Source organism: Corallococcus sp. 4LFB (assembly GCF_046520365.1).
GTDB lineage: Bacteria > Myxococcota > Myxococcia > Myxococcales > Myxococcaceae > Corallococcus > Corallococcus caeni.
This window is the reverse complement of record NZ_JBKGHJ010000020.1, coordinates 22,251-37,742: the sequence shown is the minus strand read 5'-3', so window position 1 is coordinate 37,742 and position 15,492 is coordinate 22,251. Positions and strand designations below refer to the sequence as shown.

The following is a 15,492-nucleotide window of genomic DNA, read 5'->3' as shown; positions in this document are numbered from 1 at the left end:
GGCGGGCCGCGCGGCGGTGGCGCGCGGGGCAGCGCGGGCGGCGGACGCTTGAGCAGGTCGTAGCGCTCGCGCTGGAAGGGTAGGCGGGCAGGGGGATGCGGCGGCGCGCCTCACCCTTGTAGACGCGGCCGGCGGTCGTCTTCGCGCCCGCGAGCCACAGCTTCGCGAACGCGTCCGTGGCGTGCGTGAGCGCGTCCTGCTGGGCGTCGCGCGGCGCGGGCAGCGTCGTGAGGATGGCCGGGAACGTGCCCTCCTTCGCGTTGCGGCGCACCAGGGTGGCCAGCGCGTTGCCGGGACCGACCTCCAGGAAGACGTGCTCGGGGTCGCTCAACAGCAGCGTCGCCGAGTCCTGGAAGCGCACGGCGTCGCGCAGGTGGCGGGCCCAGTACGCCGGGCTCACCGCGTCCTCGGGCGTCACCCGGGCGCCGGTGACGTTGGACAGGTAGAGGTCCTTCGGCTCCTTGCGCGCGACCTTCGCCACCGCCTGGCGGAACTCCTCGACGATGGGGTCCATCATCGTGGAGTGGAACGCGTGCGACGTGTGCAGCCGCGACGCCTCCACCTTCTGGGCCTCCAGCTTCGCCTGGAGCGCGTCCACCGCGTCGGTGGGGCCGGCCACGACGGTGAAGCCCGGCGCGTTGACGGCGGCCACGGAGAGGCGCGCGTCCATCAGCGGCGCCAGCGCCTCCGGCGTCAGGCGCACGGACAGCATGGCGCCCGCGGGCAGGGACTGCATCAACCGGCCGCGCGTGGCCACCAGCGCCAGCGCGTCGTCCAGCGAGAACACGCCCGACAGGCACGCGGCCACGTACTCACCGATGCTGTGGCCCACCATCGCGTGCGGCGTCACGCCCCACGACTCCCAGAGCTTCGCCAGCGCGTACTCGATGACGAACAGCGCCGGCTGCGTGAGGCCGGTCTGCTTGAGGCGCTCCGACGCCAGCTCCTTCGACTCCGCGGCCGGGTACAGCACCGTGCGCAGGTCCAGGCCCAGGTGCGGCTTGAGCTTCTCCGCGCAGGTGTCCACCGTGGCGCGGAAGGAGGCCTCCGTCTCGTACAGCTCGCGGCCCATGTCCACATACTGCGAGCCCTGCCCGGAGAACATGAACATCACGGGACGGCCGCTGTTCTCCGCGGTGCCGCTGAACACGCGGCCCGGCGTGCGCTCCGTCAGCGCGGAGGCCAGCTCCGCCGTGGTGCGCGCCACCACCGCGCGGCGCTTGCCGAAGCGCTTGCGCCCCAGCTGGAGCGTGTACGCCACGTCCGCCAGGTCCGCGTCCGGGTTCTCGCGCAGGTGCGCGGCCAGCCGGTCCGTGGCGACCTCCAGCGACTTCTCCGTGCGCGCCGACAGCAGCACCACCTGCGCGGGCAGGCGGGCCTTGTCGGTGGCGGGCAGCTCCGGCGCCTCCTCCAGGATGGCGTGCGCGTTGGTGCCGCCCATGCCCAGCGACGTGACGCCCGCGCGGCGCGGCGTCCCGCCTCGCGGGAAGTCGCGCAGCTCCGTGTTCACGTAGAACGGGCTGTTGGGGAAGTCGCACGCGGGGTTGGGCGTCTTGAAGTTGAGGCTGGGGGGAATCACCTTGTGGTGCAGCGTGAGGGCCGCCTTGATGAAGCCCACCGCGCCCGCCGCCGAGTCCAGGTGACCGATGTTGCTCTTCACCGAGCCCAGCGCGCAGAAGTTCTTCTTGTCCGTGCCCTGGCGGAAGGCCTGCGTGAGCGCCGCGACTTCAATCGGATCACCGACCTTGGTCGCCGTGCCGTGGGCCTCCACGTAGCCGATGGAGTCCGGATCCACGCCCGCCACCGCCTGCGCCAGCGCGATGACCTCCGCCTGCCCCGCGACGGCCGGGGCCATGTAGCTGACCTTCTGCGAGCCGTCGTTGTTCACCGCCGAGCCGCGCACCACCGCGTAGACGGTGTCGCCGTCCTTGAGCGCGTCCGACAGGCGCTTGAGCGCGACCACCGCCGCGCCGTGGCCGGCGACGAAGCCCGCGGCCTCCGCGTCGAAGGTGTGGCAGTGGCCGTCCGGCGCCGTGGTGCCACCCTCGTGGTACAGGTAGCCCGCCTTCTCCGGGAAGTGGATGGACACGCCGCCGGCCAGCGCCATGTCGCACTCGAACGACAGGAGGCTCTGGCAGGCGTAGTGGATGCAGGTGAGCGACGTGGAGGACGAGGACTGGACCGTGACGGCCGGGCCCTTCAGGTCCATCCGGTACGCCACCTCCGTCGTGAGGCTGTCCTTGTCGTTGCCGATGGACGCCTGGAGGCTCTCCACCGACGCGACGTGCGCCAGGTGCGAGTACAGGTTGGAGAGCAGGTACGTGTTCATGCTCATGCCGCCGAACACGCCCACGCGGCCGGGCTGGCGCTCCGGGCTGTAGCCGGCGCTCTCCATCGCCTCCCACGCGCACTCCAGGAAGACGCGGTGCTGCGGATCCATCAGCGCCGCCTCGCGGGGGTTCATCCCGAAGAAGGCCGCGTCGAACTGATCCGTGTCGCCCAGCGTGCCGCGGGCCTTCACGTAGTTGGGCGCGCGGACCATGGCGGGGTCGGCGCCCTCCGCGATGAGCTCCTCGTCGGTGAAGAACGTGATGCTCTCCACGCCGCCGGTGAGGTTCTTCCAGAACTCGGAGATGGTCTTCGCGCCGGGAAGGCGGCCGCCCAGGCCGATGACCGCGATGCCATCCACTTCGGGGGTGTCAGTGCTCATGGAGCCGTCCTTCGAAACCTGGGGGGGTGCCTGAAAGTCGTTCGTTACTTGCCGCGGCCGCGCGCCTGCTGACGCCGCGCCTGGGCGGCTCGGCGGCGCTCCGCCTCGTCCTTGATCTTCTGGGAGGCCGCGCCGGAGTCCTCGCCCTTGTTCGCGAGGTGCTGGGCCAGCGCGCTCACCGTGGTGAACTTGAACATGTCCACCAGGGCCAGCTCCGCGCCCAGCTCCTCCCGCAGCCGCCGGTGCGCCTGCGCGATGAGCAGCGAGTTGCCGCCCAGCTCGAAGAAGTTGTCGTTGAGGCCAACGCGCTCCACCTTGAGCACCGCCGCCCAGATGGCCGCCACGCTGCGCTCCACCGCGCTCTGCGGCTGGGCGTAGGCGACGCCGGAGGCGAGGCGGGCTCCTTCCGGCGCGGGCAGCGCCTTCGCGTCCACCTTGCCGTTGGGCGACAGGGGCAGCGCGGACAGCGGCACGTACGCGGACGGCAGCATGTACGGCGGCAGCGCCTCCGCGAGGAAGGTGTTCAGGTCGGAGTGCGTGGGCGCGGGCTCGCCCAGCACCACGTACGCCACCAGCCGCTTGTCCCCGGGCGAGTCCTCGCGCGCCATCAGGAACGCTTCCTTCACGGCGGGGTGGCGGCGCACGGCGGCCTCCACCTCCCCCAGCTCGATGCGGAAGCCGCGGATCTTCACCTGATCATCCGCGCGGGACAGGAAGGTGAGCACGCCGTCCGGCAGCCAGCGCGCGCGGTCGCCCGTGCGGTACAGGCGCTCGCCGGCATGGAACGGATCCGCGATGAAGCGCTCGGCGGTCAGCTCCGGCCGCTTCCAGTACCCGCGCGCCACGCCCAGGCCGCCCACGTACAGCTCACCGGCGACGCCCACGGGCAAGAGGTTGCGCTCCGCGTCCAGCACGTACACGTCCGTGTTGATGACGGGCCGGCCGATGGGCACCCACGCGTGGCCCTGCAGGTCCTCCACCGCCATGCGGTGGTAGGTGGAGCACACGGTCGTCTCCGTGAGGCCGTAGCCGTTCACCACCGGCGTGGTGGCGAGCAGCTTCTCCACGTCGCTGGCCACCAGCGCCTCGCCGCCGGAGAGCACCAGCTTGAGCGGCGGCAGCTGCTCCAGGCGCGCGTTGAGCCCGGCGATGACCGCGGGCACCGTGCTCACGATGCTGACGGTGTGGCGGGTGATGAGCTGGAAGAGCTTCTCCTGGTCGAGGATCTCCTCCTCGGTGGGCAGCACCAGCGCGCCGCCCGTGCACAGCAGCGGCAGGATTTCGCCCACGAAGCTGGCGGAGGCCACCGACGTGAGCGGCAGCATCCGGTCCGTCGCCGTAGGTGCGTAGGACTCCACGAACGAGCGGACGAGGTTGGCCAGACCGCCGTGCTCCAGCATCACGCCCTTGGGCTGGCCGGTGGAGCCGGAGGTGTAGACGAGGCACGCCAGGTCCCCGGCCGCCACCGTCGCCGCGGGCGCGGAGGACAGCGCGCCGTCCAGCGGCTGATCCACGAACAGCGTGCGCGCGGTGGTGCCGGCGGCAGCGTGCGCTGGAGCCAGGACTGGGTGAGCAGCACCGGCGCTGCGTGTCGCCCAGGATGAAGGCCACGCGCTCGGACGGGTAGGCCGGGTCGATGGGCACGTACGCCGCGCCCGCCGCCATCACGGCCAGCACCGACACCAGCGTCTCCACCGAGCGCTCCAGGCAGATGCCTACGATGTCGCCCGGCTTCACGCCCGCGCCGCGCAGCCACGCGGCCAGCTGTCCCGCGCGAGCGTCCAGCTCCCGGTAGGTGAGCTGCGCGTCCTTGAAGAGGACCGCGACGTGGTCGGGCGTGCGAGCCACCTGCGCCGCGAAGAGGGCGGGCAGCATGTCCGCCTGCGTGAGCGGCACGCGCGGACCCTTCCAGGTCTCCAGCAGCTGCCGCTGTTCGGCCTGCGTGAGCAGCGGCAGGCCCGCGAGCGCGCGGCCCGGCTGGGCGGCGATGCCGGACAGCAGCGTGGCCAGGTGCCCGGCCATGCGCTCGATGGTGCCGGCCTCGAAGAGGTCGGTGTTGTACTCGAAGGAGGCCACCAGCTCGCCGTCGGCCTCGCCCATGGTGAGGGTGAGGTCGAACTGCGCGCCGCCGTGCGACAGCACCAGCGACTCGATGGGCAGGCCCGCCACGGTGGACTTCGCGCCCGGGATGTCCAGGGCGAAGGGCGTCAGGCCGCGCTCGTCCAGCTTGGAGGCGCGCTGGTAGACGAACATCACCTGGAACAGCGGCGAGCGGCTCTGGTCACGCACCGGCTGGAGCCGGTCCACCAGCGCGCTGAACGGGTAGTCCTGGTGCTCCAGCGCGCCCAGCATCGTCTGGCGCGTCTGGGCCAGGTAGTCCGTGAAGGACAGGGTGGGGGAGGGCCGCGTGCGCACCACCAGCGGGTTGACGAAGTAGCCCGTGATGCCCGCCAGCTCCGCGCGGCCGCGGCCCGCGCTCACCACGCCCAGCGTGAAGTCCTGCTGGCCGGTGTAGCGGTGCAGCAGCACCTGGAACGCCGTCTGGAGCACCATGTTCGGCGTGGCGCCGTGCTCGCGCGCCAGCGTCTTCACCGCGTTCGCGACGGTCGCGTCCAGCCGGGTGGTGTGGACGTGGCCGTTGAAGGTCTGCGCCGGGGGACGCGGGTGGTCCGTGGGCAGGTCCAGCACCGGCAGCGTGCCGGACAGCTGCTCACGCCAGTACTTCTCCAGCGCCTGGCCGCGAGCCCCGCGAGCATCTCCGCCTGCCAGCGCGCGTAGTCCGCGTAGGTGCGCGCGGGCTGCGCCAGCGAGGGCCGCTTGCCCAGCTTGAGCGCCGGGTAGAGCGCGTCCAGCTCCTCCGCCATCACCGCCAGCGACCAGAAGTCGGTGACGATGTGGTGCATCGCGATGAGCAGCGCGTGGTCCTCGGAGGACCGCGACACCAGCCGCACGCGCAGGAGCGGCCCCTTCTCCAGGTCGAACGGGCGGCGGGCCTCGGCGGACAGGGCTTCCGCCACCTGCGCGTCGCTCCAGCCCTTCGCGTCCGTGGTGGTGAAGTCCAGCGGCAGCTCCGCGTGCACGCGCTGCACGGGGCCCGTGGCCGCCATGACGAACGTGGTGCGCAGGGCAGGGTGGCGGGCGACCAGCGCCTCGAAGGCGCCCTTCAGCGCGTTGGCGTCCAGCCCCGCGCGCACGCGAACGGCGACGGGCACGTGGTAGGCCGCGCTGTCCGGCGCGAGCTGGTGCATGAACCACAGCGCCTGCTGACCCCCGGACAGGGGCGCGTCGCCCGTGGCGGACGAGGCGGCCACCGCATTCGAGGCCTGCTGGGACGGAGGCGCCGACATCAGCGTCACGACGGTTTCCGCCAGCTTCGACAGCGACACGCCCTGGAGCACGTCGGACAGCGGCAGGTCGATGCCCAGGCCCGCGTCCACGGCGCTCTTGAAGTCCACCGCCATCAGCGAGTCCACGCCGTAGGCGTGCAGCGGCTTGTTCGCGTCCACCTGCGCGGTGGGCAGCCGCAGCACCTGCGCGGCCTGCTCCTGGAGGAACACCGCCACCATGGCCCGGCGCGCGGTCGTGTCCGTCACCACCGCCAGCATCTTCAGCAGCATGCTGGTGTCCGGGCCACGGGCGCGGCGGCCGTCTCGGAGGAGGCGGCCGGAGCCTTCACGGCCTCGGGCGCCTGCACCGGCGCGGCGGCGAGGACGCTCTTGTGCAGCGCCTCCAGCGTGTCCGCGACGTACTCCGCGCGGGTGGCGAAGCGCTGGATCTTCCCGCTGGACGTCTTCGGGATGGCGCCCGGCCCCAGCAGCACCACGCCCTGGGCCTGCAGGTCGTGCCCGGCCGCGACGGCCTGCCGGATGCCCTGCGCCAGCGCGTCCAGGTCCACGCCGTCGCGCTCCACCGCGCGGCGGTCCACCTCCGTCACGACGATGAGGCGCTCCTCGTCGTCCTGCTCGATGGAGAACGCCGCCGTGCAGCCGGGGCGGATGGCGGGGTGGCTGGACTCCACCGTGCGCTCGATGTCCTGCGGGTAGTGGTTGCGCCCGCGGATGATGATCAGGTCCTTCAGGCGGCCCGTCACGAACAGCTCGCCGTCCGAGAGGAAGCCCAGGTCGCCCGTGCGCAGGAACGGCGTCGGGTCGCCCGTGCCCGCGAGCGGCTGCTGGAACGTGGTCCGCGTCTGCTCGTCGCGGCCCCAGTAGCCCTGCGCGATGCTGGGCCCGGCGACGCGGATCTCTCCCACCTGGCCCGCCGGCAGCGGCGCGCCCGTCTCCGGATGCGCGATGACCAGCCGCTGGTCCGTGAGGTTGCGGCCGGAGCCCACCAGCGTCTGGGCGCCGGGGCTCGCCGCCTCCTTCGCCACCACGCGGTTGTCCTTCAGCGCGCCCCCGTCCACGGTGCGCTGCACCGGCAGCTCGCGCTTGTCACCGCCGGAGGCGATGAGCGTGCCCTCCGCGAGGCCGTAGCAGGGATAGATGGCCTCCGAGCGGAAGCCCTGCGGACCGAACGCCTCCGCGAAGCGCCGGAGCGTGTCCGGCATGATGGGCTCCGCGCCGTTGAAGGCCAGGTCCCACTGGCTCAGGTCCAGCTTCGCGCGCTCCTCCGGCGTGGACTTGCGCACGCACAGGTCGAACGCGAAGTTGGGCCCGCCGCTCGTGGTGGCCTTGTAGCGGGAGATGGCCTCCAGCCAGCGCATGGGGCGCTTGAGGAAGTCCACCGGCGAGAACAGCGTCACCGGGAAGCCGCCGTACAGGGGCTGCAGGATGCCGCCGATGAGGCCCATGTCGTGGTACGGCGGCAGCCAGATGACGCCCTGGCTCCGCGTGGAGTGCCCGAAGCACGAGTGGATCAGCTTCGAGTTGTGCAGCAGGTTGCCGTGCGTCAGCACCACGCCCTTGGGCGACGACGTGGAGCCGGACGTGTACTGGAGGAACACCCGCGTGTCCGTGGCCACGCCGGGGTCCTTCCAGCCTTCAGCCACCTCCGCGTCCAGCGTGTCCGTGGCGATCCAGTGCAGCTCCCGCAGCTCCGGCGCCTGCTCGAAGAGCATCTCCCCCATGCCGTAGATGAAGTCGGTGGTGAGGGCGATGGTGGCCTGCGCGTCCTGGCTGATGGCCAGCAGGCGCGGCAGCGTGCGCGCCAGACGCATGGGGTCGGGCGGATAGATGGGGACCGCGATGACGCCCGCGTACAGACAGCCGAAGAACCCGGCGATGTAGTCCAGCCCGGGCGGATACAGCAGCAGCGCCCGCTGCCCCTGGGCCCCGCGCGCCTGGAGCGCCGCCGCGATGGCGCGCGCCTTCTGGTCCAGCTCCGCGTACGTCAGGTGCGCTTCGTCCGTCTCCCCGTCCAGCAGGAACGTAAAGCCGCGACGATCGCCCTGGGTGCTTGCGCGGACGCGCAGCAATTCAACCAGGGTGGAAAACGCAAAGTCGGAGGCCGGGGAAGAACCGGACGGGGTTCCAGTGGGCATGGACGCGACTCCTGGGAGGCGGGGGTGTTCCGTGCACGGGGGGCACGGAGACGCGGATTCAGGGGCCGGGGGGAAGCTGTCGCCCGGCGAGACAGGGTTTCAAGAGGTCAGTCGCAAGCAGCACCCGCCGTGAAGGCGCGTTGTCTGGCGCATGTATCGTCTGGCGCGCGCGCGAGCAATCCCCCCCACCCCCCTTGAAGCCGCACCGGACCTCGGGCACGGCGGAGGGCTCGTGAATCAGGAGCGGGGCAGGGGGCGAATTTCATGGTGACGGAATTCGGTGAACGTCGGGGCCGCGAGTCACTTCATTCATCGCGCGAACAGAGGCACATTCAAACGACCCCCAAGGTCGGAAACCCGGGGACCTCCCCCGTTCACGGGATACTGCGTGTGATGCCCGTGTAAACGTGACACATCGGATCATGTGACGGGAACACGCGGAGTGTATGGGTCCGCCCCCCGACCGGCCTCTGCGCTACGGCGAAGTCGCGTGGCTATTGCTTGCAGCTATGGATTGTCAGTGAAAATTGGATTCCTTGGATTCTTTCGGGGAGTGTTTCCGGAGGATACGGGGCAGGTCCGACACGGCCCTGCGCGGTTGTGTCGCGGGGGCCCGTGGCGCGCGTGGTAGAGGCGGCTTTGGAGCGTGAGGCATGCCGAGGCCCGTTCGTGACGTGACGCGGTAACACCTGCCACACCGGACAGGGCACCCAGGACGCTCCGGGACGCATCGCGCTGCCGTGAGGGGCCGCCCGCGGGCGCTGCGACAAATGACCGCAGCGGCCGCTTCCGGGGAGGCTGCTATCCGGGATGTTCCTTCCTTCCTGGAGTCACCTGATGAAGCTTCCCCTGGGGCCGTTGTGCGTCGTCGCGGGTTCGCTGCTGTCCTCCACGGCCTTCGCGCACGCGGCGGTGGCGGGGGCCACGCCTCCCTATGCCGGCGCGACCTTCGAGGCGGACTTCACGGTGAGCCACGGCTGTGACGGCGCGGACACGTACAAGCTGCGGGTCCGGATTCCGGAGGGCGTGACGGGCGTGCGCCCGGTGGACTCCGTCTTCGGCAAGGCCGAGGTGGAGAAGGACGCCTCCGGCAACGTGACGGCGGTGACGTGGACCCGGCCCACGGACGAGGTGAAGGCGGCGGACACGCACTTCTTCCACCTGGGGCTGCGGATGAAGCTGCCCGCGAAGCCGTTCACCCCGGTGTTCTTCCCCACGACGCAGACGTGCCGCACGCCGGCGGGCGTGGAGTCGGTGGTGGAGTGGTCGAGCACGGCCGGGGGCGAGCACGGCCACGGCGGTGACGCGGGCACGGAGCCCACGGAGAACCCGGCCCCGTCGCTGTACCTGCTGCCCTCGCGGCTGCCGGGTTGGAACCAGTACACGGTGGAGGAGCACGTGCACGACCTGACCGTGTTCAAGGACGCGCTCATCGTCTGGTCCGGCGCGCAGGCGTACAGCTTCAACCCCGTCACGCAGGCGCTCATCGAGAAGGAGCCGGGCGTCACCGCGCTCACGCAGATCCACCCGGGCACGGTCATCTGGGTGAAGTACTAACGTGGCACGGGAGACAGCGACCATGCGCCACTGGCTCATCGTGTTGTGCGTCGGCGTCCTCGCCGGTTGTTCGGACAAGCCCGTCGCGCCGCCGCCTTCGGGGCAGACCGACGCGGGCACCATCGTGGAGGACGCGGGCACGTCCCCGTCCGGTGTGGAGCGGCCCGGGGCGCTGGAGCGTCCTCCGCTGGAGCGCTTGCCGGACGACCTCAAGCCGCCGTCGCGGTAGCGCGGGCTTCAGCGGGAGTGGCGTTCCGCGACGCGGTAGAGCTGGGTGAGGGAGTGGTCCAGCAGTGACTGGGTGGACCGCATGTAGCGGTGGGCGCGGGCGAAGGGCAGCCACACGCGCTCACCGACGCGGACCTGGGCTTCCATCCACTGTTTGCGCGGAAGCCACTGTCCGCCCAGGTGCTTGACCAGCACCTCGCCCAGGTAGGCGCCGACGGCGGGGACCGCGACGGCGTCGATGTTGTGCCGCTCGAAGGTGTCCGGGAAGGTCTCCTTCCAGAAGTGGAAGTCGATGTCCGTGAGCGACTCGGGGGACAGCTTGAAGACGGAGGGCACTGGCGTGTGGAGCAGCGCCACGAGGCGCTCCGCGAAGTACGCGTATTGATCAAGGGCGGCTTTGGGGTCTGCCACGTCCGGGGGGAGGGCGGCGTCCAGCGGAAGCCATTCCTCCGGCTCTGGAGGGACGTAGGCGTTGAGCTCGGCGATGCGCCGCTGACGCTGGCCCAGGGTGGCGTATTCGGGCAGGCGCGAGAGCAGCGCGGCGATATCCGGCGCGAAGCGGGGTTCGACGGGAGCGAGGGTGGCGCTTCGTTCGCGGAGGGTGGCCATCACGGTGTCGAAGTCCAGGTCCGGCCGGAGGTGGACCCAGGCGCGAGCCTGGGCGGCCCGGGCGGCTTCGCTGGCGAAGTCCGCGGCGGTGGGCCAGGTGACGAGGAGGACGGAACCGTCGGGGAGTTCTTCGACACGGTGGGCGGGCGTGGAGCGCATGCGCTCGCGACCGACGGTCTCCACGAGCTTCGCGCCGAAGACGTTGAGCCAGCAGACTTCGTAGAGCTTGTCGAAGCCGTCCCGGTAGTACGTTTCCCGGTCACGGCCGAAGAGAGGGTCGCCCGCCAACTCCATGTCCGCCGAACTGTGGGCCGAGGCGTGGGTGACTGGGTAGTGGATGGCCCAGGCACGGACCATCTCCACGAGCTTCTTGCAACTCGACTCCTGCGCGAAGAGGTCGAGCGGCTTCACCGTGAGAGAAAAGTCCAGGCTCGGTCGTAGCGGCGGAAATCGAAGGTGGAGTGACGTGTCCAGGTCGGGCCCTGTTGTGCGGTAGAGCCCCACGGAGGTTGTTCTTTCCTGGCGCCGTTCGGCCAACCCCTTGGCGACTGCCTCACGTGTGTATTTTCGGCGTCGCACGCCCTTGACGATGTCTGGCATCCACTCCCCAGCACCTGTTTCAAGTGCTTCGAGAAACGGCGTGAGTTCCCGTTCAAGGACTCCGGGGGTGTTACAGGCTCCATCAAACGAGAGGTTCAGATAGTCGCCCGCCATGAGCCCTGGGTTCTCTTTCGCGGTCATTGGAACTGGATCTCCACACCCGAGATTTCGTCCTGGACGCGCCTTCTGTTTCTATCCAGGACGATCGTGTCCAACGGTTTCAGGCTGCCCCCCTCGTAGACGAGGCGCACCCTGCGGATGCGTGCCGGTCCTTCCAGCCCAGGTCTGCGGACGTTCACGGTCTCGCCGTAATACCGAAGCGCCGCACGCGCGTCCGCTCCCATTTGGGCCTCCAATGCCCCCTCGTTGAGCTGACGGAGATTTCGGCTCTTGAAGCTGAAGGTCTCCATGCGTGGCGGCTGTCCCGATGGCGGCCTCGTCTCGATGACCAGCACGTCCGCGAAGCGCAGGTCCGCCTTCGTCATGCCCACGTGCGTTTCGATGCGGGGCTCCTCGAAGTCCCGGAGCCACTGACGCTGCGCCCGGGGCAGTGCCGCGTCCGCCCGGAGCCGGGCGATCATGGCCCGTTCGAACATCAAACCGCGGATGAACAGGCCGCGCAGGTCCAGGTAGCCTTCCCACTTCAGGGGACCCTTCGCGGGCGTGCCTTGCTCCAGCTCCGCGAGCCGTGCCTCCCGGTAGCTCACGTACTCGGTCCAGAGCGGGTGCCCTTCGGCTCCCGGCGGCGCATCCCGCTCCGGTGGATGCTCCTTCAGGAAGGACACCTCGCGGGACAGGCGGGGACCCGTGGCTTCCCACTCCACCTGGGCGAGCCGCGCCTCCAGGACCTCCGGTGGCACGCCCGTGAAGTCCTTCGAGAGCGCGGCGGCATCTCCACTTCGCCCAAGACCCTTCTGTGCGGCACCCGGGCGTTCGCGGCTTGCCTCCGCCAGCAGGGCCTGCGCCTTCGCCGCGTTGCCCCGGGCTTCGTACAGCGCGAGTGCTCCCGCTTCTCCCCACTCGGCCGCGAGGAGCGCACCTTCCCGGCTTGCCCGGAGCTGGCGCAGCAGCTCCCGCGTGGCGTTCACGCCGAGCTGCTCTTCAAGGCGCTCCACCGCCGCCTTGAGCGCGTCCACGTCGAAGGTGGGCCGGCCTTCTCGCAGGGCCCGTGCGCCCTTGCCTCCCGCGTACAGCGCCACCATGAGCGCGGCGGGTGCCAGCTCTCGCGTGGCCTGTTCATACCGGCCATCTGCCAGGGACGCCGCGCCCTGCGCCGTTCCGGCGAGCAGATGGAAGAAGCCCATCGGGACACCGAACGTCAGGTGGTCGAAGCCTCCCAGCACCACGTTGCCCGGTGAGAAGTGCCCCGCCATCAGGGCCCGCTCCACCGCGTCGAGCGCGTCCTGGTACGGCGGAGGCAGTTGGGCCCGCTTCTTCGTGAGGTCCACGTAGCGGGCCCCGGCGCTCACCTCCGTGCTGGAGAGCGCGTCCCGCCCCGCGCGGCCCAGCCCCCGCAGGACGTCTCCGGCCCGCTCCTCCCGCTCCGCAGAGGCCGTGACCCTCAAGCCCCTGCGCAGCAACTCCTCGCGCACGGCGGGCATGCCGCCCAGTGTCTCCCCGAGCTGCTTGTCGCGGGCCAGGCGCTGGAGAAGCTCGCGCAGCTCGTCATCGAAGGTGGTGTGCAGGAGGAAGAGGGCGAACACCTCCGCGCGCGGAGGGCCGTACTGCTCGACCGCGCTGACGAGGAAGGCCGCGCGCTTGCCCTGGAGGATGCCGGAGGCCTTCGCGTCCAGCGGGCCCAGCGCTCCCAACCGGACGGCATCCCAATCATCGAGGGATTCCACCAGCCGGGGCATGTCCACCCCTCGCTGCATGGCCACGAAGGCCGCGGGCGAGGCGCAGGACAGGAAGGGCGCGAGGCGCTCTTCGCTGCGGTCCAGCTCGGGCCAACCCGGCGGCAGGACCCTGCCACCGCAGCCCCGTCCCCTGTCCGCCCGGCGCCCCGCGGGGGGCTTCCGGGGAGCTCCACCCCACGGACTCCATGCGGAGCGCGCCGTCGGGGTGCCTCGGCGCCAGGTGCCCCCGTGGGACGGAGACGCAGCACAGCCCGTGAGGAGCAGGGCCAGGCAGGTCAGCACCGCCCACCGCTGCACGAGGAATCGCCATGGCTGGATCACAGCCGATGACGATACCGGCTCACGGCGCGGCGGCGGGATCCGCGAAGCGCGGGTCGGTCAGGAACGCGGTGTCCGTGAGCGACTCCAGGAACGCGATGACGTCCGCCTTCTCGTCGGGCGTCAGCTCGAAGCCGCGCACGAAGGGGCTCTGCAGGGGACTGGCCTGTCCTCCGTTCGCCGCCCTCGCGCGGCCTCCCGCCGCGTAGTGGTCCAGCACGTCGGAGAGCGTCGCCACGCTGCCGTCGTGCATGTACGGCGCGGTGACGGCCACGTTGCGCAGGGACGGCGCGCGGAAGCGCCCCATGTCCTCCGGACGGCCGGTCAGCTCGATGACGCCTGTGTCCCCGGCCGGGTACGCACCCTGGCCGTCCTCGTTGTAGAGGCCCGTGTTGTGGAAGGGGAGGACGGGCTCTGGCGTCGCCTCGTGCGCCGTGGCGTCCTGGAAGTTGAAGCCGGAGTGGCAGTGGTCGCACTCCAGGCGCTCGGAGAGGAACAGCTGCAGACCCCGCTTCGCCGCCGGGCTCAGCGCGTCCACGTCCTTGCCGTAGAGGTAGCGGTCATATGGCGACGTGCCGGAGATGATCGACCGCTCGAACGCGGACAGCGCCCGCGTCAGCGTGGCCAGCGACACGGGCGTGGCTTCACCGGGGAACGCCTCCTGGAAGCGCCCCACCAGGTCCGGATCCGCGCGCAGCCTTTCGAGCAGCACCTCCTGCTGATCCGCGAACCCCAGCTCCACTGGCTCCGTGCCGAACAGGGGCGTCAGCACCTGGGACTCCAGCGTGGTGATCGCCGGGTTCGCCCAGGTGAGGCTCGTGGCGTACGCCACGTTGGCCAGCCCCTGCCCGTTGCGGCGGTGCGACTGGCCGGTGCTGCCCACCGCGTGCACGCGCCCGTCCGTGAAGGCCCGGGCCTGCTCGTGGCAGGTGCCGCAGGACTGCATGCCGTTGAGCGACAGGCGCTTGTCGTAGAAGAGGCTCCGGCCCAGCTGGACCTTCGCCTCCGACATCGGGTTGTCCTCGGGCACGCGCGGCGTGGGAAAGCCCGCGGGCAGCTTCCAGTCATACGGCGCGGGTTCCTCACCGGGCGTGCCGGGATCCGAGCAGCCCACGGCCAACAGCGCCGCCGTCGCCAGCAACCTCCATGTCTTCACTTGTCGTCGTGACACGGCGGCGGTGCTCCTATTCAGCGCGGATGAAGGACTGCTCCGCGGGGTTCGCGCTCTGGTCGCTGAAGGCGAGCCCCAGCCGCTGGAAGATGGGCGCGCAGTCCACGTCCGTGGGCGAGGACATGCACCCCACCGCTGTGTTGGGGCCGCTGAGGTTCTGGTCCAGGTTGGAGCCCGCGAAGAGCGCGCCCACGTCCATCACCACCTTGTTCTTCGTGACGTCGAAGCCGTCCAGGGCCAGCTCCGGACGGTTGTCGTTCGCGCATCCCGCGGTGCCCTGCGTCTGGCCCTCGGGCGGGGGCGCGCAGTGGGTGCTGCCCAGGTGCATGACGTGCTCGGGCAGGCCCGGCGTGTGGCCGTCGACGCGGAGGAAGATGTAGCCGGAGCGCCAGCTCCAGAAGAGGCCGGTGTCCCCCAGCGGCGCCGCCGCGGTGCTGACGTCGCCGTGGTTGCGCTCCTCCGGCACGCCCAGCTTGAAGCGCAGGCCCGTGTAGTCACCCTGGGGCGCCGTGCCCTTGATGGACGCGTTCATGCCCTCCGTGCCCTGCGTGCACAGCCCGTCCTTGTTCGCGAAGTCCAGCAGCACCACGCCCTCGCTCTGCCACGAGCCGTCCTCGGTCAGCGTCACGGGGACCTCCTGCCCGGCCCGCGTCACCAGCCGCACGTCGTGCACGTACACGCGGAAGTCCATGGGCTCGTAGGTCGTCCCCGTCGTCCCGACGTTCGCGTACGTCTTCCCGCACGTGAACGCCTCGGCGCCCACGCGCGCGACGACGGGGACGTTCACTGTCAGGACCTCAGGGGGTTGGGGTTCGTCATCGCCACAGCCGAGCGCGCCCACGAGGGCCAGCGGGAGGAGGAGGCGGGAGCGGAGCATGGTGGTCATGGGCATCATCCTTGGAAGGTGCCCCTGTCTAACGCACTGGGAGCGCGGTCTTGCCGTGGCATGTTGCCGCACCCG

Annotated in this window: 10 protein-coding genes and 1 pseudogene; 2 read left to right on the top strand and 9 right to left on the bottom strand. The window is 70.8% G+C overall.

Translation table 11 applies throughout. The features are described from left to right. The 5 genes and pseudogenes from ACLEQD_RS04235 to ACLEQD_RS04215 form a co-directional block, all read right to left on the bottom strand. A partial coding sequence (locus ACLEQD_RS04235) for a type I polyketide synthase (protein ID WP_410381995.1) occupies positions 1–2,710 on the bottom strand: 2,710 nt, incomplete at its 3' end. A gap of 44 nt (positions 2,711–2,754) precedes the next feature. Further along, entirely contained in the window at positions 2,755–4,176 is a 1,422-nt protein-coding gene (locus tag ACLEQD_RS04230; protein ID WP_410381994.1) for a non-ribosomal peptide synthetase, read from the bottom strand. Positions 4,177–4,297: 121 nt separating this feature from the next. Then, positions 4,298–5,398, bottom strand: a pseudogene (locus ACLEQD_RS04225) (condensation domain-containing protein); the annotation flags it as partial. Beyond that, on the bottom strand, positions 5,299–6,327 hold the full coding sequence (locus ACLEQD_RS04220) for a condensation domain-containing protein (RefSeq protein ID WP_410381993.1): 1,029 nt from the start codon (positions 6,325–6,327) through the stop codon (positions 5,299–5,301). The pseudogene ACLEQD_RS04225 and the gene ACLEQD_RS04220, both read right to left, overlap by 100 nt. Then, a complete protein-coding gene (locus ACLEQD_RS04215; RefSeq protein ID WP_410381992.1) occupies positions 6,318–8,192 on the bottom strand; it encodes a fatty acyl-AMP ligase in 1,875 nt (624 codons plus the stop codon). Before ACLEQD_RS04215 ends, ACLEQD_RS04220 begins: the two co-directional genes overlap by 10 nt. Before the next feature lie 837 nt (positions 8,193–9,029). Here ACLEQD_RS04215 and ACLEQD_RS04210 point away from each other — a divergent pair. Further along, positions 9,030–9,749, top strand: coding sequence for a YcnI family protein (locus ACLEQD_RS04210; RefSeq protein ID WP_410381991.1), 720 nt, complete (start codon positions 9,030–9,032; stop codon positions 9,747–9,749). Between the two features lie 22 nt (positions 9,750–9,771). Beyond that, entirely contained in the window at positions 9,772–9,978 is a 207-nt protein-coding gene (locus tag ACLEQD_RS04205) for a hypothetical protein (protein ID WP_410381990.1), read from the top strand. 8 nt (positions 9,979–9,986) lie between these two features. On the opposite strand, the gene ACLEQD_RS04200 is transcribed toward ACLEQD_RS04205, so the two are convergent. From ACLEQD_RS04200 to ACLEQD_RS04185, 4 genes are all read right to left on the bottom strand, one after another. Next, positions 9,987–10,997 (bottom strand): hypothetical protein, encoded by a 1,011-nt coding sequence (locus ACLEQD_RS04200; protein ID WP_410381989.1) that lies wholly within the window; start codon positions 10,995–10,997, stop codon positions 9,987–9,989. 326 nt (positions 10,998–11,323) lie between these two features. Next, positions 11,324–13,042, bottom strand: coding sequence for a hypothetical protein (locus ACLEQD_RS04195; protein WP_410381988.1), 1,719 nt, complete (start codon positions 13,040–13,042; stop codon positions 11,324–11,326). A gap of 340 nt (positions 13,043–13,382) precedes the next feature. After that, the gene (locus ACLEQD_RS04190; RefSeq protein WP_410381987.1) at positions 13,383–14,531 is read right to left on the bottom strand and encodes an MbnH family di-heme enzyme; all 1,149 of its coding nucleotides are present in this window, start codon (positions 14,529–14,531) and stop codon (positions 13,383–13,385) included. Positions 14,532–14,544: 13 nt separating this feature from the next. After that, positions 14,545–15,417, bottom strand: a complete 873-nt coding sequence (locus ACLEQD_RS04185) for an MbnP family copper-binding protein (protein ID WP_410381986.1) — start codon at positions 15,415–15,417, stop codon at positions 14,545–14,547. Between the last annotated feature and the right edge of the window lie 75 nt (positions 15,418–15,492).